The organism is Xanthomonas sp. 3307 (genome assembly GCF_014199735.1).
GTDB classification, from domain to species: domain Bacteria; phylum Pseudomonadota; class Gammaproteobacteria; order Xanthomonadales; family Xanthomonadaceae; genus Xanthomonas_A; species Xanthomonas_A rydalmerensis.
In genome coordinates this window covers 123,821-147,546 of the sequence record NZ_JACHOG010000001.1, presented here as the reverse complement: position 1 = coordinate 147,546, position 23,726 = coordinate 123,821, and the positions used below count along the sequence as shown (strand labels likewise).

20 protein-coding genes and 3 tRNA genes are annotated in these 23,726 nt (G+C 70.1%); 11 read left to right on the top strand and 12 right to left on the bottom strand.

All coding sequences use genetic code 11. The features are described 5' to 3' along the window. Positions 1-7 precede the first annotated feature (7 nt). Complete coding sequence (gene pgsA / locus GGR64_RS00650; protein WP_160965063.1) at positions 8-643, top strand: CDP-diacylglycerol--glycerol-3-phosphate 3-phosphatidyltransferase; 636 nt, start codon at positions 8-10, stop codon at positions 641-643. Between the two features lie 36 nt (positions 644-679). Beyond that, positions 680-755, top strand: a tRNA-Gly gene (locus GGR64_RS00645). Between the two features lie 325 nt (positions 756-1,080). On the opposite strand, the gene GGR64_RS00640 is transcribed toward GGR64_RS00645, so the two are convergent. Next, on the bottom strand, positions 1,081-2,265 hold the full coding sequence (locus GGR64_RS00640) for a hypothetical protein (protein WP_184643337.1): 1,185 nt from the start codon (positions 2,263-2,265) through the stop codon (positions 1,081-1,083). Between the two features lie 386 nt (positions 2,266-2,651). Between GGR64_RS00640 and GGR64_RS00635 the strand changes: the two genes are divergently transcribed. Then, positions 2,652-2,725, top strand: a tRNA-Cys gene (locus tag GGR64_RS00635). A 193-nt stretch (positions 2,726-2,918) separates the two neighbouring features. Here GGR64_RS00635 and GGR64_RS00630 read toward each other — a convergent pair. Together GGR64_RS00630 and GGR64_RS00625 are read right to left on the bottom strand one after the other, a co-directional pair. Then, on the bottom strand, positions 2,919-5,084 hold the full coding sequence (locus tag GGR64_RS00630; RefSeq protein ID WP_184643335.1) for a TonB-dependent siderophore receptor: 2,166 nt from the start codon (positions 5,082-5,084) through the stop codon (positions 2,919-2,921). Positions 5,085-5,243: 159 nt separating this feature from the next. Then, positions 5,244-5,639, bottom strand: a complete 396-nt coding sequence (locus GGR64_RS00625) for a DUF2628 domain-containing protein (RefSeq protein WP_184643333.1) — start codon at positions 5,637-5,639, stop codon at positions 5,244-5,246. A gap of 269 nt (positions 5,640-5,908) precedes the next feature. On the opposite strand from GGR64_RS00625, the gene GGR64_RS00620 reads away from it, so the two are divergent. After that, positions 5,909-6,340: an STY0301 family protein gene (locus tag GGR64_RS00620; RefSeq protein ID WP_326520290.1), complete on the top strand. Its 432-nt coding sequence runs from the start codon at positions 5,909-5,911 to the stop codon at positions 6,338-6,340. A gap of 9 nt (positions 6,341-6,349) precedes the next feature. Beyond that, entirely contained in the window at positions 6,350-6,658 is a 309-nt protein-coding gene (locus GGR64_RS00615; protein ID WP_184643328.1) for a hypothetical protein, read from the top strand. 344 nt (positions 6,659-7,002) lie between these two features. On the opposite strand, the gene GGR64_RS00610 is transcribed toward GGR64_RS00615, so the two are convergent. From GGR64_RS00610 to GGR64_RS00585, 6 genes are all read right to left on the bottom strand, one after another. Further along, positions 7,003-9,216, bottom strand: coding sequence for a hypothetical protein (locus GGR64_RS00610; RefSeq protein WP_260302452.1), 2,214 nt, complete (start codon positions 9,214-9,216; stop codon positions 7,003-7,005). Next, complete coding sequence (locus GGR64_RS00605; RefSeq protein WP_184643326.1) at positions 9,203-10,393, bottom strand: DUF3142 domain-containing protein; 1,191 nt, start codon at positions 10,391-10,393, stop codon at positions 9,203-9,205. The genes GGR64_RS00610 and GGR64_RS00605 overlap by 14 nt, the downstream gene beginning before the upstream one ends. A gap of 98 nt (positions 10,394-10,491) precedes the next feature. After that, positions 10,492-12,165, bottom strand: coding sequence for a hypothetical protein (locus GGR64_RS00600; protein WP_184643325.1), 1,674 nt, complete (start codon positions 12,163-12,165; stop codon positions 10,492-10,494). 170 nt (positions 12,166-12,335) lie between these two features. Then, a complete protein-coding gene (locus GGR64_RS00595) occupies positions 12,336-15,380 on the bottom strand; it encodes a TonB-dependent receptor (RefSeq protein WP_326520289.1) in 3,045 nt (1,014 codons plus the stop codon). A 66-nt stretch (positions 15,381-15,446) separates the two neighbouring features. Beyond that, positions 15,447-16,508, bottom strand: coding sequence for a FecR domain-containing protein (locus GGR64_RS00590; protein WP_184643323.1), 1,062 nt, complete (start codon positions 16,506-16,508; stop codon positions 15,447-15,449). Next, positions 16,489-17,061 (bottom strand): sigma-70 family RNA polymerase sigma factor, encoded by a 573-nt coding sequence (locus GGR64_RS00585; protein WP_184643321.1) that lies wholly within the window; start codon positions 17,059-17,061, stop codon positions 16,489-16,491. Before GGR64_RS00585 ends, GGR64_RS00590 begins: the two co-directional genes overlap by 20 nt. A gap of 254 nt (positions 17,062-17,315) precedes the next feature. Here GGR64_RS00585 and GGR64_RS00580 point away from each other — a divergent pair, with 254 nt between their 5' ends. The 3 genes from GGR64_RS00580 (at position 17,316) to GGR64_RS00570 (ending at position 18,753) form a co-directional block, all read left to right on the top strand. Continuing rightward, positions 17,316-17,768, top strand: coding sequence for a hypothetical protein (locus GGR64_RS00580; protein WP_260302451.1), 453 nt, complete (start codon positions 17,316-17,318; stop codon positions 17,766-17,768). 83 nt (positions 17,769-17,851) lie between these two features. Further along, positions 17,852-18,301, top strand: a complete 450-nt coding sequence (locus tag GGR64_RS00575) for a DUF4087 domain-containing protein (protein WP_260302449.1) — start codon at positions 17,852-17,854, stop codon at positions 18,299-18,301. A 376-nt stretch (positions 18,302-18,677) separates the two neighbouring features. Beyond that, positions 18,678-18,753 (top strand) — tRNA-Gly (locus GGR64_RS00570). 167 nt (positions 18,754-18,920) lie between these two features. Here the strand turns inward: GGR64_RS00570 and GGR64_RS00565 are convergent. Further along, complete coding sequence (locus tag GGR64_RS00565; RefSeq protein WP_184643319.1) at positions 18,921-19,715, bottom strand: helix-turn-helix transcriptional regulator; 795 nt, start codon at positions 19,713-19,715, stop codon at positions 18,921-18,923. A 105-nt stretch (positions 19,716-19,820) separates the two neighbouring features. Between GGR64_RS00565 and GGR64_RS00560 the strand changes: the two genes are divergently transcribed. The 3 genes from GGR64_RS00560 (at position 19,821) to GGR64_RS00550 (ending at position 21,389) form a co-directional block, all read left to right on the top strand. Continuing rightward, positions 19,821-20,183, top strand: coding sequence for a nuclear transport factor 2 family protein (locus tag GGR64_RS00560; protein WP_184643317.1), 363 nt, complete (start codon positions 19,821-19,823; stop codon positions 20,181-20,183). Next, positions 20,180-20,974: an alpha/beta hydrolase gene (locus GGR64_RS00555; protein ID WP_160965053.1), complete on the top strand. Its 795-nt coding sequence runs from the start codon at positions 20,180-20,182 to the stop codon at positions 20,972-20,974. The genes GGR64_RS00560 and GGR64_RS00555 overlap by 4 nt, the downstream gene beginning before the upstream one ends. 100 nt (positions 20,975-21,074) lie before the next feature. Further along, positions 21,075-21,389 carry an antibiotic biosynthesis monooxygenase gene (locus tag GGR64_RS00550; RefSeq protein ID WP_160965051.1) on the top strand — a complete coding sequence of 105 codons (315 nt, stop codon included), beginning with the start codon at positions 21,075-21,077 and terminating at the stop codon, positions 21,387-21,389. A 51-nt stretch (positions 21,390-21,440) separates the two neighbouring features. On the opposite strand, the gene GGR64_RS00545 is transcribed toward GGR64_RS00550, so the two are convergent. Both GGR64_RS00545 and GGR64_RS00540 read right to left on the bottom strand, forming a co-directional pair. After that, entirely contained in the window at positions 21,441-22,397 is a 957-nt protein-coding gene (locus GGR64_RS00545) for a hypothetical protein (RefSeq protein ID WP_184643315.1), read from the bottom strand. Between the two features lie 248 nt (positions 22,398-22,645). Beyond that, the gene (locus GGR64_RS00540) at positions 22,646-23,677 is read right to left on the bottom strand and encodes a 4Fe-4S dicluster domain-containing protein (protein ID WP_184644209.1); all 1,032 of its coding nucleotides are present in this window, start codon (positions 23,675-23,677) and stop codon (positions 22,646-22,648) included. Positions 23,678-23,726 lie beyond the last annotated feature (49 nt).

Below are 23,726 nucleotides of genomic sequence, written 5' to 3'. Positions count from 1 at the left end.
CAGCGCAATGAAGTTGACCATCCCCACCTGGCTCACGCTGCTGCGGATCCTGATGATCCCCGTGCTGGTGCTGGTGTTCTATCTGCCGTACACCTGGACCAACTTCGCCTCGGCGGCGATCTTCGGCCTGGCCGCGTTCACCGACTGGCTGGACGGCTGGGTGGCGCGGCGCTACCACCAGTACTCCGCGTTCGGCGCGTTCCTGGACCCGGTGGCCGACAAGCTGATGGTGGCGGTGGCGCTGTTCCTGATCGTGCAGGGCCATCCGACGCCGTGGATGGCGTTCTGGGCGGCGGTGATCGTCGGCCGCGAGATCGCGGTGTCGGCGCTGCGCGAATGGATGGCCGAGATCGGCCAGCGCGCCAAGGTGCGGGTGGCGATGATCGGCAAGATCAAGACCACCGCGCAGATGGTGGCGCTGCTGTGCCTGCTGTACTCGGTGATGCCCGACGGCTCCCCGCCGGAGAGCGTGTGGATGGGCTTGTTCATCTTCCACGTCGGCGACTGGACCCTGGCGATCGCGTCGATCCTGACCCTGTTGTCGGGCATCCAGTATCTGCATGCGGCCTGGCCGAGCCTGCGCGACGACGAGCGTGCGGCGATGGCGGAAAAGAACGCGAAAAAAATCGAAGGCAATGGTTGACAGCCTGCGCGTACCCGGTAGAATTCGCGGCCTCAAGCGGGAATAGCTCAGTTGGTAGAGCGCAACCTTGCCAAGGTTGAGGTCGCGAGTTCGAGTCTCGTTTCCCGCTCCAGATCATGAAAACAGGACCTTCGGGTCCTGTTTTCGTTTGGGCGGCTGCACTGCGTGGCAGACGCGCCACACCCCGCTAAGCCATCGCGCAATTCCGCCTCGCTTCATGCGGCCGCCAGCAGCGCAATGGCCAACACGCACGGCGCCAGTTTGGCCGCCGCCATCGCATTGCGCAGACATCCGGGCTGGGTTGATCCACGCCGCGAGCGCTGCATCGGAACGCGGGCAGCGCGATCGCGCACCGACCATGTCGCGCGCCAGCAGCGATCGCGTCGTCCAGACGCGATCGCGATGCGGCAGATGACGCCTCTCCGTTTCGCGCAGGCTCAGGGCGCGGGGGTGGCCGCACGGAAGCCGGCATGCCCGCAGGCGGCGTCGTAGGCGTAGTCGCCGGCGGCGAGCAGGTGGCGGCCGCTGTTGATGTGCGCTGGCGGCGCTTTCAGCGGCCCGCGCCACTGCACGCTGTCCGGCGTCGCCGCCTTGCCGTCGCCGACCGCAAAGCCGTAGCCGAACACCGGCTGTCCCTTCGCGTCGACGACGTCGAGCCGCAGTTGGGTGGCGTCCGGCACCACCCGCGTGGGATGCCCGGCCATCTCCACGGTCTGTTGCAGGCTGTCGGGCGTGGCGGGCGGCACCACCGGGTTGAGCATCATGTAGGACACGCCGGTATCGGGCAGCAGTTTGCCGCAGACGCGGTAGTCGCTGCCGCTGCCGGGGAAGCTGGCGCAGGCGGTGGGCGCCTGCCAGTCGCTCGGCGCATCGGCGGTGGCGGCGCCGCGTTGCAGCGGGACCAGGGCGAACCCCTGCAGCGCCGCCTTGCTGACGCCCAGGGTGATGCCCTTGGCGCTGACGATGTAGCCGGGGCTCATGCGCTGCGCGCGCATCTGCGCCAGGTTGAGGAACGGGTTGCGCGCGGCGTCGACGCCGCGGTCGTAGCCCACGCCCATCATGCCGAACTTGGGGGAGATGGTGCTGCAGTTGCGCAACACCTGTGTGCTGCTGCTCAACGCAGGGCTGCCGTCGTAGCCGGCGCAGGTGGCCGGTACCTGCGCCAGCGGCTTGGGCTGCTGGGCCACGCTGGCCACATCGCAGGTGCACTGCGCGGCCAGCACGGTGATGCGGTCCACGCGCGCCGCAGCACGCTTGCCGTCGGCGGAGACGCCGAGCCGCATCGGCACGTCCACGTACTTGCCGGGGTGATATTTGCTATCGCTCGAATAGAAGATGTGGCCGGGCGTGTTGGAGGCGTCCCAGGCGCTGCGCAGTGCGTCGCTCAACGGCACCACCACGCCGGTGGAGCCGGTATCCACTTCCAGCACCTGGCTGCCGCTGCTGCGACCATCCGCGTCGCTGCCCAGCTGCACCCGCACCTGGTAGGCGAATGTCGGCGTGGCCTTGGAGGCCAGCGGCAGATTCACGGTCTGCGTCTGCAGCGCACAGGTCTGCGCGGCGGCGGTGGCGCTCGCGGCCAGGCACAGCGCGGCCCCGCTCCAGCGTGTCCATCGGTTCATGGCGATCTCTCGTTCGGGTGTGGCGCCATGCTAGAGCGCGGCAGCCTGCCGATCGTGCGCCGATCCGCGCGAGGCCGCGCTTGTCTACTGCCACCGGCGTGGCGCTGTGGTCGGCATTCCAGTCGGGTGGCGACGTCGCGTGCGAGTTGCGGTGTCCGCAGCACGTCTCCGCAAATCTCGCGCACGCGCGGCGCAGGGTTGCCAAGCCGGGGAGCTTGGTACACAATGCAGTCCGTTGTGCGCCGGGTTGATTCAAAAACATCTTTTGAATCAATGCGTTGGAAGAAAGCCGCCAGGCATCGTCCAGTTCCCGCCGCAAGGGCCCCGGCAGCGGGGCTTTGTTTTTGTCGGACGCCACAGGCGTTGCGGCAAGACGTCAGTCCACCGGCCTGGTGGCAGAGTGGTTATGCAGCGGACTGCAAATCCGCGTACGCCGGTTCAATTCCGACCCAGGCCTCCATTTCGTTTCAACGCATTGGGCCGCTTTCTGCGGCCCTTTTGCGTTGCGTAATCCGTGCCGCTTTCTGCAATCGCGTCGATCGACGTGCCTCGCCGAACGAGAGAATGTCCCGACGTCGCACGATGGCGTGGCGAACGACGTCTGCGCAGCGCGTGCGCGATGACGCCTATCGCCATCGCGCACACCCGCCACCTCACCAGCGATACGTGGCCGTGGCTGTCACCCGTCGCTGCTCGCCGTAGTAGCAGTTGTCGTAGGCGTCGCAGTTGCTGAGGTAGGTCTTGTCGGCGAGGTTGCGCACGTTCAAGGCGAAGTTCCAGCGGTCGCGGTCGTAGCCGAGCAGTGCGTCGAACAGGGTGAACGCTGGTACCTCGACGCGTGCGGCGTCCAGGTCGCCGCGGTTGGCGCCGGTGTAGCGCGCGCCCAGGCCGACCCGGATACCACGGCCGAAGCGGTAGTCCGCCCATAGCGCGGCGGCGTGGCGCGACACCGCCGAGAGCGGCTTGCCCATCTCGCGCGGGTTGCTGCTGGCGGTGACTTCCACGGTCGGCGTGTAGCTGTAGGAGCCGACCACCTGCAGCCGCGGTAGCGGTTGCAGTGATGCCTCCAGTTCCAGGCCGCGCACCAGCGTCTCGCCGGTCTGGCGCGGCATGAAGTCCGGATCGTAGGTCAGGTAGTTGCGCCGGCGCAGGTCGAACACGGCGGCGCTGTACGACTGGGTGCCGCCGTCGGGCTGGAAGCGCAGGCCGGCTTCGTACTGGCGTCCGCTTTCCGGACGGAACGCGCGGCCGCTCAGCGGGTCGCGCGTGGCGGTCGGCACGAAGGATTCGCTGTAGCTCAGGTACGGCGCCCAGCCGTTCGCGGCCACGTAGGTCAGGCCGGCACGCTTGCTCGCCTTGCGTTCGACGATGTCGCTGCGGCTGCCGTCCAGGCGGTTGTCCAGCTTGCTGTCGGCTCGGTCGTAGCGCGCGCCCACGGTGAGTAGCCAGCGCTCGCGCCAGCGCACCTGGTCCTGTACGTACAGACCGGTCTGGCTCACCGTGGCGATGCCGTCGTACCAGGGCGCGGGCAGTTGCACCGGGTCGCCGTAGACTGGGTGGTGGATGTCCAGCGGTGTGGTGATGCCGCCGCTGTGGCTGACCTGGTCGATGCGCGTGCGTTGGTAGTCCAGGCCGAACAGCAGCGTGTGCTGCACGGCACCGCTGTGCAGGCGCAGCTCGAGCTGGTTGTCCAGGTTCAGCGCGTGCACGGTTTCCTTGCTGTCCGAGGCGGTGCGGCGCAGCCGGGCGAAGTTGGCAGGGTCCAGCGGATCGGCGGGATCGTCGATGACGAAGCCGCGTCCCTGCACGCTGCGGTAGTCCACCTGCAGGCGGCCGTAGCGTGCGTTCTGGCGCAGGCTGAGCACGTCGCTGACGCGGTGTTCGAACAGCGCGGCGAGCATCGCCGTGTCCAGGTCGAAACGGTTGTAGACCGGGTCGCTCTCGAACAGACGGCTGGGCAGATAGGTGCCGATCGCGGTCGGCACCAGCGATCCCACCGCCGGCCGCATGCGCAGGTAGACACCGGCGCGGGTGCGGCCGAGTTGCGAGAGCAGGGTGAGGCGGGTGGCCTCGCTGGGTGCCCAGGTCAGCGCCGGGGCCAGGAAGCGGCGGTCGTCGCGCATGCCGCCGGCCGGCAGTTCGGCTTCGCGCGCCAGGGCGGTGAGGCGGTACAGGACGGTGCCGTCCGCGCTCAGCGGCCCGGACAGGTCGCCGGCGAGTTGTCGGCGCTGGTGATCGCCGAGTTGCACCTGTAGCTCGTGCAACGGCTCGGCGGTGGGACGCTTGCTGATCGCGTTGACCAGCCCGCCCGGGCCGCTCTGCCCGTACAGCACCGAGGCGGGGCCGCGCAGCACCTCGATGCGCTCGGCGCCGTAGCGCTCGATCGGCCAGATGCCCCAATTGCCGTTGTTGCGCAGCGGCATGCCGTCCAGGTAGAAGCCGGGCGCATAGGCGTCGAAGCCGCGCAACGAGATCCAGTCGTAGCGCGAGTCGGTGCCGTAGCGCGTGGGGATCACACCGGGCGTGTAGCTCAGCGCGTCCTTGAGCGTCTGCGCGCCCTGGGCCTGCATGCGCGCGTCGTCGATCACCGAGAGCGATTGCGGCGTTTCCAGCAGGGTCGTATCGGTCTTGGTGGCAGTGCTGCTGCGCTTGCCGGGATCGTTGCGCTCGCTGACGCGCACCGTGGGCAGGGTGGTGGCGTCCGTCTGTGCGTAGGCGGCGTGTGGCCCGGCCGTGGCGAGGACGGCGATGGCGGCGGCCAGCGGTGCGACGCGGCGGGTGCGGCGCGCGAACGCCGGGTGGGAGAGCGTGGGCGACATCAGGCGACTCCTTCGTGCGGTGCCTGCGCGCGACGAACGTGGCGCACAGGCGAGGGGAAGGGCTGCCTGGGCGCGGGCCTGGGTGGCGAGGGAATGGGGTGGGCCCGCCGTCACTGCGGCGGCGAACCCATGCGCATGCAGGGCGTGCGCGAGGATCGGTTACCAGCGGATGCCTTCGAACGGATTCCAGCTGGTGCTGTCCTTCACCTTGTCCAGATAGTAGGCGTAGTTGGCGGTCATGCCGACCAGGATCGAGTAGGCGATGCCGAAGGCCCGGCTGGCCGCGTCCGGCAGGAAGGTCAGCACGATGCCGAAGCACAGCGAGATGGCGAGCAGGACCAGCGCCTTGCGCCACAGCCAGATGACGAACAGGTAGATGAAGCCGAAGAAGAAGGCGAACCAGTTCATGTTGAGGCGCAGCTTCTCCATGAATGGCAGCGCTTTCATCGCTTCCTTGAAGGTCGCCGACTTGGGTTCGCCGTGGGTGTCGTAGAAGGTGAAGCGGAACTGCCACTTCGGACTGTACTGGCTGTAATCGTGGGTCGTGCTGTGCATCGTGGTTCTCTTCTGTGGGTGGTGATGGAGCGGGGGAATCGAGGGATGGCGCCAACGCGCGATGACGCCGGCTGCGCGTCGTGTCGTCGCGTTGACCTTTGGCGATGTCGAAGGCACCGTATGCGCGGCTTGGCGATGTGGTCTGCAGCAGGTGTTGGCTGTCCCGCCCGGCGTGCGAGGCGAAGGCCTAGGTCTTTGCCGGTCTCGACCCTGCAGTCGACAAGGAGCGTGTGATGGTGTCGAAGGGAATGTCCGCCACGGCGCGCCGCGTGCTGCCGCTGCTGTTCGTCGCCGTGTCCGCTGCGCCCGCCGCGGCCAGGGAGACGCTGCAGTGCCCCGAGCGCCTGCGCATCGCCGAGGCACAGTTGCAAAGCCCGGACGTGCCGGCCGGTGCCCGCGTCGATCTCGCCGCCGCGCCGCCGTTGCGGCTGTTCTCCAGCGGCGTCTATTCCGGGCCGCCGCGCGAGATGGCCGCGCTGGTGCCGAGCAACGAAGACAGTCGCCGCCCCGGCGATGCGGGCGTGTCGGTCTGGCGCTTCGATGCGCCCGATCCGCACGGCAGCTATCTGGTGTGCGGATACGGGCCGGACGGCCGTGTGCAAGTCTCGCAGCGTGTCGGCGATGTCGCACGCTGCGAGGCGAAGCCGCTGCGCCCGAGCGGCGCCGATCACGCCGCCGGCACGCTGTTCGTGTGCGAGTGAGGCCGCGCGATGGCACGTGCGCGCAAGGCCGTGGCGATCGCCGCGCAGGTGCTGGCCTGGAGCGGCTACGTGCTGGGCATGCTGCTGCTGTACGCCGTAGCCGGCAGCCCGTACGCATGGGTGGACGGCACCGATCCGCAGCTGTCCTCGGCCAACTTTCAGGACAGCGGCAACGGACGTCTGGTCGGCCTGTGCGTGCTGGCCGTGCTGGTGCTGCTGCAGGGCGTGCACGCGTTGCTTAGCCGCAGCGGCAGCGTGCGCCTGTGCTGCCTGGGCGCGATGGTGCTGGCCTGCCTGGCCTGGTACTGCTGGAACTGAGCGCAGTGTCCACGCCGTGTGGGCGCACGACCCACGCAGGAACGCGCGCACCGCGCGGTGCATGCCGCGGGCGGTGACGTCCTTGTCGCGCGTGGTGCGGTGCTGCATCGGGAGAACGGTCGTCCGGGACGGCAGAGCGGCCGGCGCCGCGTGCGTCGACGCGGTTCCAGCCCGAGAGGGGAAGGTCCTGTTGAAGAGACGAGCGAGGGGCGGCGATCCCTACCGGGGGATTGGGAGTCGGGATTGGGGATTGGTCAGGGCGGCGCTGCGCGCCTGACGAGTTCGCGGTTGACGGCAAGCAGCGGCGGCCGTGCGCGGGACTCGCGTCCGGCTTGCGGCTTCGCTCAGCCCTGTTTCGTCTGTGCTGCGGCTTCGTGTGCCTTGCGGCGCATGCGTCGGCGCACCAGCCAGGCCGCCGTGGCCAGCAGCGCCAGGCCGGCCGCCGCCAGGCCGAGCCGATACGTGTGGACGGCGCTGCGCAGCGCCTGGCCGCGCTCGATCCACAGGCGCCGCCGCGCACCCTCGAAATCCGGCGTCTCGCAGGCGCCGATGCCGAACACGTAGGCCTTGCCGCGTACCGGGTTGAGTGCGCCGTGCGCGACATAGCGTTGGTAGGAGCGGCGCGCCTGCGCGGGGTCGAGGGTGATCAGCCAGTCGGTGGCCTGGCACAGGACCGCGGCATAGGCCTGGCTGCGTGCGGGCAACTCGTCGGCGGCGCGATCGGCCAGGCCGGCGGCGATCCAGCGGTAGTGGTAGCGGCGGTAGGGTTGCGCGGCGGTGGCGTTCCAGCGCTGCGCTTCGGCGGCGGCGACCAGGCCGCCGGGGCGCAGCTGCGCATGCGGCGTGGTTTCGGCATAGCTGCCGGCGTAGACGCGGTTGTCCGGCCCCAGTTCGTAGCCCAGCAGCTCCATCCCCTGGCGGCGCGCGATCAAGGCAGCCTGATAGTTGCCCTCGGCGCGGCCGATGCCGGTCCAGGCCGATGCGGCCTGCTGCCGCGCCTCGCGGTAGCGACGCGCCGCCTCGCGCAGCTTGGCCTGGGCGAAGTAGGGCAGCGCGTCGTCGTAACGGCCGGCACGCATCAGCCGGCGTGCCAGCAGTTCGCGCAGTTTCAGTGCCGGCGTCCGTTCCCAGTACGCTTGCGTCGCGTCTGCGGCGGTCGGCGGCGCGGCTGGGACGTGGCGATCCACGTAGTCCTGCAGTTCCTGCACGGTGAGCACGCGCTCAGCGACCGCGGCGGCGTCCTCCCAATAGATGTCGCCACTGCGGTACAGCTGCGCGAACGCTTCCACGTAGCTGCCGCGTTGCAGCGCCAGGATCGCTGCTTCGCCCTCGATACGGCACTGCGGTTTGACTGTCTCGTTGCTCCAGTCGGCAGCGCGGCGCGTGCCCCAGTCCTCGTTCGGCGGGAAGCGCCGCGCCGCCTGCGCGTAGGCCTGTGCGGCGCGCGCGGCGTCGCCGTCGCGTAGCGCCATCTTGGCGCGCAGCCACCAGGCCAGGCCGCTGTCGCCGGCATGCGCGAGCAGGTGCGCGGTGCCGGGGTAATCGCCCTCACGATAAGCCAGCGCCGCCAGGCGGTCGGCGTCCTCCACCGGGTCGACCCCGGCGTCCTGCAGCAGGCGCAGGAAGCGCGCCGAGGACAGCACGCTGCCTGAGTCGGCGTCGAAGGCGTGGCTGTCGCTGAGCAGCCGGGCGATCAGCAGCCGTCGCACCGCCTGCTGCCGCAGCAGGGGTGCCAGATCGGCATCGCTGCGGTAGGCGAGATCGGCGGCGACCTGCTTGAGCGAACTCATGCCGGTGGCCGAGCCCTGGGCCGCCTGCACCGCGTACAGGCCGATCGCGCCGCTCCAGTCGCCGGTGGCGCGCAGCACGCGCGCCTCCTCGCCGAGGCTGGCGATGCCCAACTCCAGCGGGTCGTCGAACCCGGCCAGGCGCAGGGCGCGGGTCTGCTGGAAGGCCTCCCGCGCCTGCTGCCGGTACGCCTGCCGCTGCGCGGTGGCATCGCCGGCCAGCGCGCCGTCGGCGGCCAGCGCCAGGCTGCGTCCCAGCGAGTAGGCGGCCCAGGTGCTGCGCGTTCGGCGCTGCGCCTCGGGCAGCGCCAGCACCTGGCGGAAGTAGGCCGCCGCCGACGGAGCGTCGCCCTGCGCGAACGCCACCGCGCCGGCGGTGTACAGGCGCAGTTCCGGCGGCAGGTCGGCACCTTCGTGCGCTGCCCGTCGCGCGTCGTCCAGTGTGCGGAGTCGTTCGATCCGGGCGAACTGCGCGGCATCCAGTTGCGCGCGTTCGACGTCGCTGCGCTGCTGTGGGAACTGCGCGTCGGCGTCCCAGTAGCGCGGCAAGGTGGCCGCGCTGGCGCGGCCGAGGCCGTCGATGGGTGCGCCCAGGCGCTGCGCCTCCAGGGCGAAGCTGCCCTCCGGCAACTGCGCCAGCGCGCCGGCGCGGTCGTAGAGCAGGCGGTAGGGGAACTCCGGGCCGCAGGCGCGGGCGCCTCCCAGCGGCAACAGGACTAGCATCAGCGCGGCGGCGAGCGCGGCGGCGCGCCGGGAATCACGGCAGGACATCGATGGCACCTGTGTGCAATGTGCGGCAGCGGACCCAGCCGAGCGCGCGGCGTTCGCCGGCGGCCAGGGGTGGGGAGGTGGCGCTGGTGCGGTCGAAACTGGGCGCCTGCGCCAGATGCAGGCGGTAATCGCCGAGCGCGTCGCCGGCCTCGCATGCGCTGCCGCGCAGGACCACACGTTGCGGCGGCGCGGCCGCAGCGTTGCCGTGGTTGGCCAATGTCAGGTCGTAGACCGGGCCGGTGCCGCTGGCCTGCACCTGCACGGCCGCCTGCAAGGAGCGCCCGTGCACTACCGCCTGCAGCGTCGCCAGCGGCCAGGCGCGGCGATCGCCCGGCAGCGGCAGGCGGAACCAGACGATGCCGGCCAGGTGCGGTGGGCGGCGGGCGCGCAGTGCATCGACGAAGGCCGCGAGCTGCTGTGGCGATACGCGCAGTTCGTGGCGAGTGCCGCTCGTCGCCAGCGGCGCCTCGCTTTCGATCAGCGGCGTGGCGCCGGTGCCCTCGACCAGGGCCACGCCGTAGGCCGGCAGGGCCAGCCAGAAGGGCGTGGCGCTGCGCTGGGCGTAGCGGTCGGCCCAGCGCCGCGCCTGCACCGGGTCGAACAGGCCGGCAGCGGGTGCAGTCACCGCATGCACCTGCAGCACCGAGCTGTCGACCGTGCGCAGCAATGGCGTCAATGCCGGGCTGTCCAGCCAGGCGGGCAGGGCGGTGATGCTCAGCGCCAGGTCGGCCGGCAACGCGCCACGCAGCTGCCGCAGCAGCGCGGTGTAGGCGGGCAGGCGCGCAGTGGCGCAATCGTGGTCGATCTCCACGCCACGCAGTGCCACGCCGGCAGTGCGCCAGGTACGCACCATCTGCAGCACTTCGGCGTCGATGCGCGATGCGTCCAGTGCCGGCCACTGCCCGTCCAGCCGTACCACCGCGATCACCGGGCGGCCATCGGCGGCGAGCTGTCGCAGATCCACCGCGGCGCGGCTCCAGCCGGCACGCGGATGTGCCTGCAGCGCCAGCACGCGCAGCGCCGAGAAGTCCGCGCGGGTCTGCGCCAGCGCCACCGCATGCGCGTCGCTCCATTGCCGCTGCCAGACGTAGACCTGCTGTTCCAGCGGCGCCGGCGCCGATGCCGTGCAGCCGCCGAGCAGCAGACTCAGCCCGAGTAGCGCGCGGCGCAGCGACACGGCGGCCGGGTCAGGACACGCGCGGCCGCACGCGGCCGCGGCATGGGAATGGCGCTGTCAGGCCGGCAGTGCGCCAAGCGTGCCTCATGCGGGGGCAGTCACGAGAACAGCCGCCCGAACAGGCGCTTCTTCGGCTTGGCGGCCAGCTGCCGGGCCAGGTCATAGCTCTCGCGCACGTCCGCACGCTCGTGCAGCGCCAGCGAGCGCTCGAAGGCGGCGACGGACGCCGGATAGGCACCGAGGTTCATGTGGCAATTGGCTTCCATCATGTACAGCTGCGCTGCCGAGCCGGGGTCCGCCTGCAACACCGCGTCGTCGAGCAGGGCGCGTGCCGCGTCGCAGGCCGGCAGTACGCTGCGGTAGTCCTTGAGCAGGTAATGGCAGTTGGCCTGGTAGTAGTGCGTGTAGAAGTCGTCCGTGCCCTCACGCTGCACCGCGAGGAAGTCCTGCAGTGCGGCCTTGGCGTCTGGCAGATAGTACAGCAGCAGGTAACCGCGCCCATGTCGCGCGCGCTTGAGCGCCTGGCCATCCTGCTGCTGCGCGGCCTGGGCGATCAGTGCGGCGTAGGCGGCGACCGCGGCCGGGTAGTCGTGCGCTTCGCCGAGCGCGCTGGCGTGCACGAACAGTGTGTCCAGGTCGTGCGGATTCGCCTCCGCTGCCGCCTGCGACAGGGCGGTATCGACGTGCTCCGGCTGCAGCCGGCCCAGCGCCCGTGCCGCGGTGAGGCGGTGGTGCGCCTGCACCAGCGCATACAGCCGCAGCAGGTCCGGATCGGCCTGGGCGGCGTCGGGCAGCGCCTCGAATTCTTCCTGTGCCGCATCGGCGATCTCCAGCACGTCGGCATAGCGGCCGACGCGGTTGAGATGGCTGCATGCCCCCTGCGCGCAATCCAGGAACAGCGGCGTGTCCAGGTCGTAGTCCATCATCAGGGTCAGCGCCAGGTCCGCCGCTTCGGCGCGCATGCCCTGCTGGCGATAGGCCTCGCGCAGGTTCTGGTACAGGAACTGGAACTGGCTGTGGCGCAGCCCTTCTTCGAGGATGGCCTGCGCCTGCGCGTACAGGCCCCGGTCCAGGTACAGGAGGCCGAGGTTGTTGCAGCACATCGCGAAACTGTGGGTGTCGGTGTTGCAGGTGGCGGCGTCGCCCAGTTCCAGGGCCTGCCGGAACAGCGTGGTGCCGTGTTCGTAGAGCGCGAACTGCACGGCATCGAGATAGCCGGCGTCGGCCGGATCCATCTGCGGGTGTTTCCATTTGCCGATCGACACACCGGCGCTGTAGTAGTGACAGGCGTTGCCGTCGCGGAAATCCAGCTGCAGCAGCTGCGGCGACTGCCCGGTGGGCAGCGCTTCCATCTCGAACAGGCGGACCTGAAGGTCCACCTGCGGCTGCAGGGCATGCGCGTTGCGGTAGGCGCTGATCGCCGCGGCGCGTTCGTCCAGCCAGTAGTGCGCGCTGCCGAGCAGGCGGTGCGCCTGCGCGTTGGCCGGGGCTAGGCCGATCGCACGCCCGGCCCAGTCGACGACGGTGTGCAGCGCCTGCCGGCGGTTGTCGGTGAAGTGCGCGCTGCGGTCCAGGTAGATCAGGCACTTCAGCAGCCACGGTCCGGCCTCGCCCGGCGCGGCCTGGATCCGGGCGTCGCAGCGCTGCATCAGCACAGCAAGGTCGGCCTCCTGCAGATGGTTGAGCACGGTCGTGCCGGACCACAGCGCGTACAGGCCGCCGACATCGTCCTGGTGAAGGGCGGCCATGCCGCGTTGGATCAGGGTCTGCATGCAGCGGATGCTCCGGAACAAGGCGGTGCGGGACCCGGCAGCGGCGCGCGGCAGCGCCTCCCGCAGGGTAACGTCGCGGTAGATAGACGAGCCAGTTGCCGCTTTCCCTACCGTGGTCGAGACCGATCAGCGGCGATGCGCGCCGCCGCCGAACGCACTGCGTCGCGCTGCTAGGGCGCCGCCGCGCCGAAGCGTCGGCTGTACTGCACGAACAGCTGGCGGCCGACGGTGTCGAACCAGGACAGGTCGTAGAACGGATACACGACGGCGCTGCGATCGCGCGGCGGCATCGCATCGAACAGATTGGTGGCGCCCAGGGACAGCGTGGTGCGCGCGTCGAGCCGGCATTCCACGGTGGCGTTGACGCGATAGCTGGCGCCGATCCAGGGCGACAGGCCGCTGTTCGGGTCGTAGGTGCCGGTGGAGGACGCCCAACTGGGCAGGCGCCCCAGCCGCTGCGCTTGCAGCGTCGCCGACCAGGCCTGGCGCGACCAGCGCAGGCTGGCGCTGGCCTTGGTGCGCGGCATGTCGATCCCACTGTTCGCCGCGAACGCCTCCTGCATCGGCTCGCCGGCATAGAGCTGGCTGCGGTATTGGCGAACCCAGGTATAGGCGAGCGAGGCGTCGAACGTGCCGAAGCGGGTGTCGCGTTGCCCGTGCAGCAGCGCATCGACGCCGCTGGTGGTGGTGCGGGCCAGATTCATCGGGCCCAGCGCCACCGCGTAGAGCCGTCCGTCCGTGGTGCGGACGACCCGGGCAACGCTCTGCTGGCAAGCGGGCGAGGCGAGTGGGCGGCGGCCAAGGCGGCAGTCGGCTTCGTCGCGCAGTGCGCGGTCGGCGGACAGGTCCTGGACCTGGTTGCGCAGATCGATGGCGAAGTAATCCAGGCTCAGGTCCAGCCCCTGTCGCGGCGACCACACCAGCCCGGCGGTCCAGGAGCGGCTGGTCTCCGGCTTCAGATCCAGATTGCCGCGGCGCCGGCGCAGCAGCGGCTCGTTGTCGAAGCGGCAATCGGCTGCGGCCACGGCGGCGTCTTCGCGGGCGCAACGCAGGTAGTCGGTGCCCTGGCTTTCGTCGATGCCCTCGCCGGCGTACAGGTAATGCAGGTCGGGTGCGCGGAACGCCAGGCCCTGCGAGGCGCGCAGCAACAGGCGTTCGCTCGGCCGCCACTCCAGGCCGGTGCTCCAGGTGAAGCGGCCGATCTGCCGGCCGGAATAGGCATAGCGGTCGTAGCGCAACGCGCTGTCCACGGTCAGCGATTCCAGCAGCGGCAGGCGCAGTTCCGCGGCCAGCGCCCAGCGCCGCCGCTGGCCGGCGCCGTCGGCATCGCGCCAGCTGTAGTAGTAGGACTGGGTCGCCAGCGGGTCGGGGTGCAGGGCGTAGGCCTGCTCGCCCGCTTCGGCCGTGAGCGCGAGGCCGGCATCGCCGCCGCGCAAGCCGAACAGCGCCGGTTGCCGCAGGGTCAGCATGGCCGCGTCCACCCGCGTTTGCGGTCGGTAGGTGGTGCGCGCGGCGATCGCGGCGTAGTCGGCCGGCGTCAGGGCGGTGTACAGCCGAGCCGGGTCGGCGTCGAAGCTCGGATAGCCCGAGCGCGGATCCACGCCGACCTGATCGCCGAGGAACCAGGCATTGGCGCGCGCGGCGACGATCTGCGGCCAGCTGGTACGCAGCCGTGCCTGGGAGTGGCTGAGCACGGCCTCATAGGACCAGCCGTCGCGGCCGAGTTCACCGTCCACACCGGTGGCCACGCTGAGCCGTTGTTGCCGGTTGCGGACCATGCCGACCGCGAGGCCACCCATTTCCTCCGGCGCGAACTGCCGGCTCCAGTACTCCACCTGCGCGGTGCGCCGGTTGTAGAAATAGCCTTCCTCGTTGCCATCCGGGCGCATGTAGGCCCAAGTCTGGACGCCGCGCATCAGCGCGACGTCTTGCAGGCCCAGCTGCACGTCGGCGAACCATTCGGCGCGCGCGCCCAGCGCGCGGTGCAGCGTGGCATAGGCATCGAGGCTGCGCCGGCGGTGCAGCACAGTGCCGTAGGCGATCGCGCGCGAGCTGCCGCAGTAGTCGCCGGGCAGGCCGCCCGCACCGGCGCCATCGCGTGCGCTGTAGCCGGTGTCGTGCCCGTTGAGCGAGGCCAGCTGCGCGCAGGTCGCGGCACCGGGGTCGAGATAGACGTCGTCGCCATCGGTGCGCAGGAACGTGCGCCGCGGTGCGGCTGCGCGCGGGGTAGGGGCGTCGCTGCTGGAATCCTGGCGGTCGCGCTGGTACGCCCACAGCGGCTGTTGCAGGTTCGCCTCGATGCTGACCAGGCCCGACAGCGCGTCGCTGGAGAACCCATGGGTGAGGCTGGCCTGCAGCGTGCGCGCATCGCCGCGGCTGCTCTGGCCGATGCGGGCATCCAGCGTGGTGCCGTCGGCGTCGCGCTTGAGCAGGATGTTGATCACCCCGGCGATCGCGTCCGAGCCATAGATCGCCGAGGCGCTGCCGCTCAGCACCTCGATGCGCTCGACCATGGCCAGCGGAATGCTGGCCACGTCGACGAAGTTGCTGCGGCCGTTGAACGGCAGCGGGAAGTCGGCGACGCGGCGGCCGTTGATCAGCACCAGCGTGTGGTTCGGCCCCAGCCCGCGCAGGCTAGCCTGTTCGGCGCCTGGGGTGTAGTCGGCGCCGCTGGCCGATTGCTGGCTCTGGGTCTCGCCGCCGTTCTGGGTCAGCGCACGCAGGACGTCCGGCAGGCGCTGGAAGCCGTTGGCGCGGATCTGCGCGGCGTCGATCACCGTCACCGGCGCCGGCCCTTCCAGTTGCGCGCGCGGGATGCGCGAGCCGGTGACCTGCAGCGTCGCGAACTGCGTCGGCGCCGCGGCGACGGGCGGCGCATCCGCGGGCGCCAGCGCGGTCTCCGGTGCGACTGCGGCCTGTCGCCGCAGCACGATGTCGGTGCCCTCGCGCTGGGCCTGCAGGCCGGTGCCCTGCAGCAGTGCGTCCAGCGCCCGCAGCGGATCGGCGATGTCGTGCACGCCGGAGGTGGACAGGTCGCGGACCAGGTCGGGCCGATACAGCAGTTGCAGGCCTGCCTGACGCGCCAGCGCATTCAGCGCCGGCGCCAACGGCCCGGCCGGGATGTCGAAACGGGCCGGCTGCGCGATCGCCGAGGCGGCTGCCGTGGCGAGCAGTGCGCCCCACGTCAGTCTCCGCTGGATCGACCGCTGCGGCATACGCATCTCCTGGTGGCGCGACGGAACGGGGAGGGCGGCGCGCCGCGGCTGGCGCGTCCGCAGTGACTAACGCCGGTGCAGGATCACCGCTTCCGCATGCGGTTCCATGCGCACCGGATACTCGCGTTCCAGCAGCCGCGCGAAGCCCTCCAGGTCGTTCCAGCGGACGCTGCCGCTGATCCGCAACGCATGCAGCGCCGGATCGGCCAGCACCAGCGGCCGCCGGTTGAAGCGGTTGATCTCGGCCACCGCGTGCGGCAGCGTCACATCGTCGAAACTCAGGTAGCCCTGGCGCCAGTCCAGTTGTCGTTCGGCCTCGGCGATGCTGGTGCGGTGGACGCGTGCGCCCTGCGGGTCGGCCGTGGCGATGCTGCCGGCGGGCAGCAGCACGGCCTGTGTGCGGTCGGCGGCGTCGGGATCCTCCATGCGCACCATGCCCTCGGTCACCACCACGCGCAGCGCGTCGCGATCCTGGCGCACGTCGAAGCGGGTGCCCACCGCGACCACGCGGCGCGCGCCGCTCTGCACCACGAACGGCCGTGCCGGATCCTTGTGGACCGCGAAGAACGCCTCGCCCCGCTGCAGCACCACCCGGCGCGCCTGCGGCCCGATGCTGGCCTCGAGCAGGCTGTCGCTGCTCAGCGTCGCCTGCGAGCCATCGGCGAGGGTGACGGTGCGCAGCTCGCCGATCTCGGTGCGATACGCCTGGGCTGTCGCTGCCGCGGGCACCAGACCCAGATACAGCCCGGCGGCGACCGCGACGCTGGCCGCGGTGCCGAGCGCGGCCAGCAGCCAGCCGCGGCGGCGCGGGGCGGCGCGCCGCTGCACGGTGGCCGGGCGCGCGACGACGGGCACCTGCAGCGGCGATGAGATCGATGGCCCCGGCGTCACCGTCAGGCCGGTGGTCAAGCCGCGCGGCGCCGGTTGCCCGGCGGGAATGCCGGCCCCCAGCGCGCGCAGGCGCGCGGCTTCGTTCCAGGCCACGTCCAGGCGCAGGAACGCGACCCGGTGCGCGGTGGACGCGTCCAGCCATGCATCGAGCTCGGCCTGATCCGCTTCGCTCCAGTTGCCGCTCTCGCGCCGCGTCAGCCACTGCGCGGCCAGCGCTTCAATCGCCCAGCTTTCCATCTTGCGGTTCCTGCACCACCACGGGCATCGGCGCGGCGTTCACCACCGCGCCATGGAAATGATCGGCGAGCAGGCGGACGCCCTTGGCCATGTGTTTTTCGACGGTCTTCTCGCTGATCCCCAGGCGCACCGCCACCTCCTTCTGCGAAAGTTCCTCCACCCGGCGCAGCCAGATCACCTCGCGGCAGCGGTCCGGCAGCCGGTCCAGCGCGTGGGCCAGCCGCGCCAGCACCTGGCGGCCGCCGAGCCAGCGTTCCGGCGAGCGCTCGTCTATCAAGACGTTCAAGTCGTCCGGATTCCCCACCGCCTCGATGGAGACGATGCGGCTGCGCCGCACCCGGTCGGCCATCAGGTTGCGCGCGGTGGCGAACAGGAAGGCCTGCGGCGCGTCCGGCAAGGCGCGCCGCGCCGCTTCGTAGACGCGGGTGTAGACCTCCTGGCGCAGATCGTGGATCTCCTGCGGATGCGGCCAGCAGCGCATCAGGTAGGCGACCAGCGCCGATTCGTGGACGAGGATCTGCTGGGCGAACCAGCGGTCCAGTTCATTGGCCATGGCGCGGCTCCATGCCGGGGCGCTGCGCACGACCGGCGCGGCGCAGGCGATGGGCGTGCACAGCGCTGCGCGAATGGGGCTGCGCCGGTGACGCCAGGGAACCGCCGTTGCGGCAAAGCAGGGTGCGTTCCGTCACTGTCGCTCTCCTCGATCCGCTGCCATGGGGGAAGCGGCGGTCTGCTTCGTCTATTCCAGCACGGGCCGATGCGATCGGCCCGCTCATCCCCTCTAGTTTCCCACCAAGGACCCGGCCAATGCACCTGCTGTCCCGTTTGCGTCACCACACCTTCGCCCTGCTGCTGTGCGCGCTCCCGCTGGTTGGCGCCACGGCCGTCGCGCACGCCGAGCCGGCGCGGCCGGAAGTGGCCAAGCAGGTCAAGGCCTATGCCTCCGCCGATGGCATCAAGGTATCCACGCTGCGCTACGGGCCGCGCGAGCGCCAGCAGGCGCTGATCCAGGTCATCGACGCGGACAACGCCATCGACGGCAAGATCCTGCTCGCCAGCACGCGCACCACCGATAGGGACACCCGCTACACCGTGCAACTCGACGGACGCCCCTACGTGCTGCTGATCGTCAGCGACGCCGCGGGCGAGCTGTACGTGCCGGGTGCGCCCAAGCCGACCTGGGTGAGCTACGACGCCGGCCTGTCGGCGCAGAGCAATCCGGAGCACTACCTGACCGATTATCAGGAGCAGGGGCACTGAGGCGTTGCGGCGGCTCGGTGCTTCGCCGCGTCTGTCGCGCCTGTCGCGGTCTTCTCGGCAACGCCGGCAGACGCCAATTTGCGATGATGCCGGCCTCGCCATCTGATCCTGACGTCATGACTTCATCGCGACCTGTCCTGCATTGCGCACACGTGGTGGGTGCGGCCCTGGTTGCGGCGCTTGGCCTGTGCGCTGGCGCGCAGGCCGCGCCGCCTGCGGAGACCGTCACGCGCTGCGGCTGGTTCGACAATCCCTCGCCAGGCAACGCCACGCTCGTGGACAAGGACGGCGAATGGACCGTCGGCCAGCAAGGCGCGCACCAGGCCGACGGCACGTGGCCGGCCTTTCCGAAGGCGCGCTGGGTGGCGACCGGGACGGGGAGCGCCGGCTATGGCTGCGCCTGCATGAAGGTGCGCGCGCGTGCCGACACCCAGGAAGTGACCGCGATCGTGTCGGCCACGGTGCAGCCCTTGAAGACCTGCCGGCAGGACCGGGCGCTGCAGGGCAAGGAGCCGGAGAATCCGCTGAAGTAGCGCGTTCGCTCAGCGGTGCATCGCCGGAGCGCTGCCATCGGGACGCATTGCTGCCGGGGATGCGGATCGCGATGCAGGTTTGCCGGCGCTTCCAACGCCGCCTGCATCGGCTTGCTGTCGGCGATGGAAAGCGCCGTATCCCAGTTCCGGGCAGCGGCGTTCCGATTCGCCGAGCGGCGCTGCTCGGCCGAACGAGGGCGTGGGGCGACGGCGCCGCTCTGATGCCCGGCGCCGACAGCGCCTGGCCACTGCTCTAAGCGTTCAGGATTGGGATGGCCGAGGATGCGGGGGAGCATCGGCCGCCGGCGGCGGACATGTTTTTGCAACGAAGGGCTAGCGCGCCTCCTGGGAGGCGTGTAGAATACGCGGCTCCCAAGCGGGAATAGCTCAGTTGGTAGAGCGCAACCTTGCCAAGGTTGAGGTCGCGAGTTCGAGTCTCGTTTCCCGCTCCAAATTGCGTCACTTGCCACCTGTCGTGCGAGTGAACCCCTGAAAAGGAGCTTCGGCTCCTTTTTTCGTTTCCGCGATTCGTTCTTGTCCCGGAGGCGCCAGGCGCGGCCTCGGCGCCGATGCTGGGTACTACGATTTCCTCGGCATCACGGACATGCCCAACGTTCGCTTACGGAAGCGGGCCGGTGAGTAGCGCCTGCCTGGTCGCATCGTCGGCAGGATAGAAGCATTCCAGCGTCAGCTCCGCCAGGGTCACGTCGGTCGCGGTGCCGAAGACGGTCGTGGTGGAGAGAAACGACAGGATGCCGCCGCTGGTTCCGCTGCGGATCGAGAGCGGCACCGCGATGCGCTCCGTAGGCCCGGGCGGGCGGTCGCTGGCCGGGCAGGGCAAGCCCTTGAGTTCGGCATGCAGCGCTTCGAGTTCGGGATCGGCCGACTGGTCGATCTCGAGGCGAAGCCGGGCCAGCAAATGATGCCGCCATTCGGCTAGGTTGACGATGCGTGGCGCCAGGCCATTGGGATGGAGGGTCGCGCGCAGCACATTGACGGGCGCCGCCAGAAGCGCCGGATCGATACCGACCAGCAGTGCGGCCGCTGCATCGTTGGCGCGCACCAAGTTCCAATGACGGTCGACCGCGAGTGCAGGAAACGGGGCGTGCGCGCGTAGGACCGTGTCGACGGCCGCCAGCGCCGCCGCCATGTCCGGCGTGTCCAGTGCACGCTCGCCATGCACGGGCGCATAGCCCGCCGCGCGAAGTAGCCGGTTCTGCTCCCTGAGCGGCATCGCCAGCGGTTCGGCCAGGCGCAGCAACAGGTCGCGGCTGGGAGCCGCTCGCCCGCTCTCGACGAAGCTCAGATGGCGCGTCGACACCTCCGCCGCGCCGGCGAGATCGAGCTGGCTCAGCCGGCGCCTGGCCCGCCAGTCGCGCAGCACGTCGCCAACGGTGATCGGTCGTGTCGCCATGCCCTCATCCTACCGGCCCGCTGCGGCGATGCCATTACCTGTGGGGTAATCGCATTGCCCGATTGCCATCGGCATGCTCGGCCCATCGACGACGAGGAGATGGCGATGAACGACCCGAACACGCTGGCACGTGCCTATCTGGCGCTCTGGAACGATGCCGATGCCGCATCGCGCGCGCGTCGCCTGGCGGACGGCTGGACCCCTGATGCCCGCTACGTCGATCCGATGATGGCGGGCGAAGGTCGTGACGGCATCGCCGCGATGATCGCGGCCGCACGCGCTCAGGTCCCCGGCCACCTCTTTGCGCTGCGCGGCACGCCCGATGCGCATGGTCCCTTCGTACGCTTCTCCTGGACGTTGGCCCCCGAACACGGCGCGCCGATTGCCGGCGGAACCGATATCGCCCGGATCGCCCCGGACGGGCGCATCGCCGAGGTCATCGGCTTCCTCGACAAGGACATCGCATGACGCCGGCATTCATCCCGCGTGGCCCCGGTCATGCGCTGTTCGTTCGCGATTGGGGCGAGGGACCGCCTGTGGTCCTGCTGGCGGGCTGGGCGATGGATGGCCGGATCTGGGGCGACACCATGCTCCATCTCAATGCCGCCGGCCTGCGCGCCATCGCGTGCGATCGCAATGGCCACGGACGATCGACCGACCGAGCCGACTATGGCTACGACGCGCTCGCCGACGACCTGGCCGCCGTGCTGGAAACGCTCGACCTGGAGGGCGTCACCCTGGTGGCGCATTCGGGCGCTGGCGGCGAGGCGATCCGTTACCTCGCGCGGCACGGTCGGCGGCGGATCGCACGACTGATGCTCGTGGGTGCGACAGGCCCGCGGGTCATCGGCGACACCGGCGTGACCCCTGCGATGCTGGATGCGCTGTGCGCGCAGCTTGCCTGCGATCTGCCGGGGTGGATCGACGCCAACATCGCTCCTTTTGCGCCCGGTGCGTCGGGCCGCGTCAACGCGTGGATGGCCACCATGGTGCTCGACTGCTCGCGCCGCGCCGTGGTCGCATTCCAGCGCACGATCGCGCTGAGCGATCTTTCGGCGGAAGCCGCCGCGCTCCAGCTGCCGGTCACGATCATTCATGGCGACCGCGACGCGTCCGCGCCACTCGATGTCAGTGGGCGTGTCTATGCCGCGACCATCCCCGGCGCCGAACTGCTCGTCTATGAAGGTGCGGCCCACGGCGTGATGGTGACGCATGCCGCGCGGCTTGCCGGCGACATCGTCAGCCGAGCGGCGTCATGAGCTGGCTGGCCATTGCACAGGCAGGCAGCGCAGACCGGCCGCCGGGCGCAGTTGTCGCGCGCTCGCTGGGAATGGTCGTCGATCCGGTGGTGGCGCCCGCATGAGCTCGACGACACGCCCGGAGACCTACGTCATCACCTTCCACGTCAAAGCGGATCAGGTGGAACGCTTTCGCGCGCTGCTCGACCCGGTGCTCGATGCGATGCGTCACGAGCGGACCTTCGTGCGTGCGGCGTTGCACGTCGATCCCGAGCGACCGACGGTCTTCCAGCTTCACGAGACCTGGACCGATCGCGACGATGTCCTCAACGTTCAACTGCATCGGCGCTATCGTCACGAGTGGAATGCCGCGCTGGACGACATCCTGGTTGCGCCGAGGCATATCGCGATCTGGACAGTGATGCGAACCGATTGAGGTCGGACCGCAAGGATGCCAGCCTCCATCGCTGGCACCGCCGTTGGTTTGCTAGCGCACCGCCGACCGGATCGCAGGAGGCGCGGGGCAGGTGGTATGCGCCTCTGTCATAAGCTTCAACAACGCCGCCCGCGCAACGGCGCGCGCGGCCTTGTGGTCGAGCCGGGAAAGCTCGGTGATCTGCAGGCCCGTTGCCTGCGCAAGGCGCAAGCCGACGTAGTAGCCAAAGCGATCCGGCAGCCCATCCGGCGGATGGCCCCCCATCTGCAAGGCGCTGGCGGTCGCCGCGCCGTCGCCATCGTCGAAATGGGCTGCCACGAAGCACAGGGCAGCCGACCAGCGCCGATCGGTCGGTGCGCGAATGGGAGCGGGGATGTCGAGCAGCAGTTGATGATCCGATGCATGCGGCACCATCGTGGCGGTCGCCTGGACCGCCAATCCCTCCTGCCACAGCGTGCACCACAGCGGGTCGCAATCGGCGAAATGGCGGGCATGTTGCAGATGGAAGATCTCGTGGATCAGGAACGGTTCGAGCGAATCGTCGGCATGGTACTTCGCGATCATGTCGGCACCGAAGAGCATGACGTGCCGATTGCCCGGTTGCAGGTAATCCGAACCGCCATCGCGCTGCCCGAGCGAGTGATAGAGATAGATCGGCAGCGGGGACGAAAAGCCAGGGAAGACGGCCTGGAATCGCGCGATCGCACCGTTCAGCGCGATCGGAAAATCGGCGACCACCCGATCGTAGTCGTCATGGCCAACGGAAAACCGATGCAGGGCGGCACCGATCCGCTTGTCTGTGCCGGCACCTTCTGGATACAGGCCAGGCAGCATCGCATCGATTCGGGAACGGATCGTCGCAATGCGGATATCTTCCGGCTGGCCTGCGGTCTCGATCGCGACCTTTTCGAACGGCGTGGCGAGATCGACATAGCGCGCCGCCGGCGCCGTGCTCGCCGAAAGATCGCTGATCGAAAGGCCAATCGCTAGGCAAACGGCGAGCAGCACTCGCCCATTCCTGACCTGCCTCATGTTTGCTCCTGTCCAATTTGCTCCTGTCCAAATTCGGCCAAGCCGCATACCGAGCCGTGGGAACAGCGCCACTTCGATGGTGTTCGAAACGCGATGGATGTCGCGCCCTCAACGTCGCGCGTTGCTCCCACTCCTGCGCTTCGGTCTTGCGGCGCGCATGCTGCAGAGCGTAAGCCGGGAGGCATCCGATGTTGTGAAAGAGCCCCGTGCCGGCCTGCGCCGATTCACGCCGCCAGCCACCACCACGCCAGCAGCGCCACCAGCAAGATAGCGCCGCCGCCCAGCAAGCGCGGCCGTCGCCACCAGCGCCGCGGTTGGCGGTCGATGGCATTGGCGCCGGCCCGACGCAGCAGGCCGCGCGCGAACGCATGCTGATCCATGCTGCGGTCGCAGGCGTCGACGCAGGCACCGCAGGCGGTGCACGCGTAGTGCGCGCCGTTGCGCGGATCGATGCCGGCGGGGCAGGCCTGCACACAGGCATCGCAGGCCATGCAGTCGCCGAGCTGCTCGGCGCTGAACTTGGGTAGGGTGCCGGCATACGCGGCCAGCGCCTCGCCGCGGCTGCCGCCTTGGCCGGCGAGTTGCGCGATGCTGGCGCGCAAGGCGTAGTCGCGTGCGGTGACGGGATCCAGCAAGCGCCGCCCGCGCTGCGCGACGCTGCCTTGGCCGCATGCGCGGGCGCCGCGCGGTTCGCCGCGCATCGCGTCGTAGCCGATCAGCGGCGTGTCGCGGTCGCACAGCAGCGGTTGCAGGCGCGCGTACGGACACAGGTAGCGGCAGGCCTGGCTGCGCAGGAAGCCCGCATTGCCCCAGGTGGCCAGTGCGTAGAACAGCACCCAGAACGTCTCCCAGCCGCTCCAGGCGAATGGATGCAGGCGCACGACCAGATCGGCGATCGGCACGAAGTAACCGACGAAGCTGACCCCGGTCCACAGCGCCACGGTCGCCCACAGCAGGTGCCGCGCCGCGGCCGGCCAGTCGGCGAAGCGGCGTTCGATCCAGGCGAAGGCGTGGCTCCACACCGTCTGCGGACAGGCGAAGCCGCACCATAGGCGCCCGGTCAGCGTAGTGAGCACTGCCAGCGACGCCGCGGCGGCGCCCAGCGCCAGCAGCAGCCAGCCGACGTCGTGCGGCCACAGGGTCCAGCCGAACAGATCGAAGCGCCGCGCTGGCAGGTCCAGCAGCAGGGCCTGCCGGCCCTGCCAGCGCAGCCACGGCAGCAGGTAGAACCCCGCCAACAGCAGCCACAGCACCACGCGCCGCAGTTGCGTGTACCGATGTGGCGGCGCGGGCCCCGCCGCGGCG